This window comes from Limnospira sp. (assembly GCF_051859755.1).
In the GTDB taxonomy this organism is placed as follows: Bacteria; Cyanobacteriota; Cyanobacteriia; order Cyanobacteriales; family Microcoleaceae; genus Limnospira; species Limnospira fusiformis.
In genome coordinates this window covers 1-1,829 of the sequence record NZ_JBIMLI010000304.1, presented here as the reverse complement: position 1 = coordinate 1,829, position 1,829 = coordinate 1, and the positions used below count along the sequence as shown (strand labels likewise).

The following is a 1,829-nucleotide window of genomic DNA, read 5'->3' as shown; positions in this document are numbered from 1 at the left end:
TGGGTGCGTCCGCTCTAGTTTTGCTCTAACATCTCGTCAAAAACCCGCACCCACCCTACGAAGAGTGATTTTTAGCTCAACCGTAAGATATTGGGTAGGGTGGGTTAGGCGCGAGATAATTTTCAGCTAAAACAGTGAATCTCAAATCGCGCCGTAACCCACCACCCTCTGTTTTCCTTGACAATAGCGGTGGGTGCGTCCGCTCTAGTTTTGCTCTAACATCTCGTCAAAAACCCGCACCCACCCTACGAAGAGTGATTTTTAGCTAATGTAATGACAATTACATTTTACCCCATTTTGTCTCAAGAGCCATTATTTTCAGTTTAATCTGATTGATAATGATAACGTGCTTGTAAAAAATAAACCTTATTTCCTGTTACTTTGTAAACTAAACGATGCTCTAAATCAATGCGTCTTGACCAAGTATCTGCGGCAATATATTTTAGCGGTTCAGGTTTTCCTAACCCGGTAAACGGTTCACCATCAAGGATATCTGCGACTAAATCTAGGATTTTATCTCCTTTTTTGGGTTCAGTGCGATACCACCAAGCTAAATCTGCTTTAAAATCAGGACTAAATACAGGAAAATAACCTGAAATATGATCGTTAGGGGTTTCATTGGCTTGTTTTTTCTTTTTAGGACTCAATTCCTAACTCCTCTTTTAATTCATCTACCGTTTGAGGAGTTGCGGTGCTATTTTCTGACCATTCTAAAGCACGAAATAAACGTTTTGCATTTTCGGGCGATCGCAGTAAATAGACACATTCTAATAAACTCTCTAGCTCATCTTCGGCAATTAACGCCACATTTTTCTCATTGGGGCGCTTAATGACCACAATCTGACGCTGATCACACACTTCATCCAAAATAGTGGCTAAATTCATTCTCGCTTGAGAATAAGTGGTTTCTTTGCTTAACATCATTTTTGCTAGATAACTTCTACAACATTATTGTACAATACTAAGGGGTTCTTGATCCACTAATTCTGGTAAACTTCGATACTGATTCAGCCCGGCCATAAAATCACAACTGTCCCATCTAACCCCCTGTCAAAATCACTCCTTTTTCAATTTATGATGACCCTTACAGAACTACTCCCAGCCATTAAACAACTTTCACCCCTTGACAAAATTAAACTGATTCGTTTGTTGGCTGAAGAAATGGAATCACGAGAAAAAATTGCCCCTTTAGAACCCGGTAAAGCCTATAATTTACCAACTCCTTACAATAGTTTTGGTGCGGGGGCGATTCTGATGCAGGTCATAGAATCCAGTGATGAGGCTTAATGACAATGCGATTTTTTTACTCTACCACTGATTCATCTCAAAATGAATTTGATAGCCTGCCGCAAATCCCCATGATTATTCGGCGAGAGGGTCATACGGTTGAAGCCATTGGATTAGTTGATAGTGGTGCAACGGTAAACGTTATGCAATTAGATATGGGACAACAATTAGGGGCTGTCTGGGAAGACAACAAGGCAATCATTCAACTGACTGGTAATTTAGGAAAGCAACCCGCGATACCTTTGTTGGCAATGGTTTAAATTGGCGATATTCCACCGATTCAGTTGGTGTTTGCTTGGACAAAAAACCTCGATACATCTCTGATTTTAGGACAAACAAACTTTTTTATGGAATTTGAGGTGTGTTTTTACCGTTCCCGGATGGAATTTGAGGTTAAACCTAAGTTTCTATAAACGGTAGGGCGTGCATAATTCCTATCTGAAACCGGAAGGTAAACTATGACTAAACAAGTTCCCGAACCCAATGCCGAGTTACTATCCGCCGATGATGTTCATCAAGATGTGATGACCCTAACAACGGCA

The 1,829-nt window shown here is 40.5% G+C and carries 4 protein-coding genes; 2 read left to right on the top strand and 2 right to left on the bottom strand.

Going from position 1 to position 1,829, the window contains the following annotated elements; all coding sequences use genetic code 11:
• Positions 1-323: 323 nt before the first annotated feature.
• On the bottom strand, positions 324-647 hold the full coding sequence (locus ACTIE0_RS24135; RefSeq protein ID WP_006621146.1) for a Txe/YoeB family addiction module toxin: 324 nt from the start codon (positions 645-647) through the stop codon (positions 324-326).
• Positions 637-924 carry a type II toxin-antitoxin system Phd/YefM family antitoxin gene (locus ACTIE0_RS24130; protein ID WP_006621147.1) on the bottom strand — a complete coding sequence of 96 codons (288 nt, stop codon included), beginning with the start codon at positions 922-924 and terminating at the stop codon, positions 637-639. Before ACTIE0_RS24130 ends, ACTIE0_RS24135 begins: the two co-directional genes overlap by 11 nt.
• Positions 925-1,074: 150 nt before the next feature.
• On the opposite strand from ACTIE0_RS24130, the gene ACTIE0_RS24125 reads away from it, so the two are divergent.
• Together ACTIE0_RS24125 and ACTIE0_RS24120 are read left to right on the top strand one after the other, a co-directional pair.
• Positions 1,075-1,287, top strand: coding sequence for a hypothetical protein (locus tag ACTIE0_RS24125; RefSeq protein WP_006621148.1), 213 nt, complete (start codon positions 1,075-1,077; stop codon positions 1,285-1,287).
• A 5-nt stretch (positions 1,288-1,292) separates the two neighbouring features.
• On the top strand, positions 1,293-1,547 hold the full coding sequence (locus ACTIE0_RS24120; protein WP_006621149.1) for a pepsin/retropepsin-like aspartic protease family protein: 255 nt from the start codon (positions 1,293-1,295) through the stop codon (positions 1,545-1,547).
• Positions 1,548-1,829: the final 282 nt, after the last annotated feature.

Excerpts from the sequence above, each read along its gene's own strand:
- ACTIE0_RS24130 (WP_006621147.1), bottom strand. The coding sequence starts at position 924 with ATGATGTTAAGCAAAGAAACCACTTATTCTCAAGCGAGAATGAATTTA.
- ACTIE0_RS24125 (WP_006621148.1), top strand. The coding sequence starts at position 1,075 with ATGATGACCCTTACAGAACTACTCCCAGCCATTAAACAACTTTCACCC.
- ACTIE0_RS24120 (WP_006621149.1), top strand. The coding sequence starts at position 1,293 with ATGCGATTTTTTTACTCTACCACTGATTCATCTCAAAATGAATTTGAT.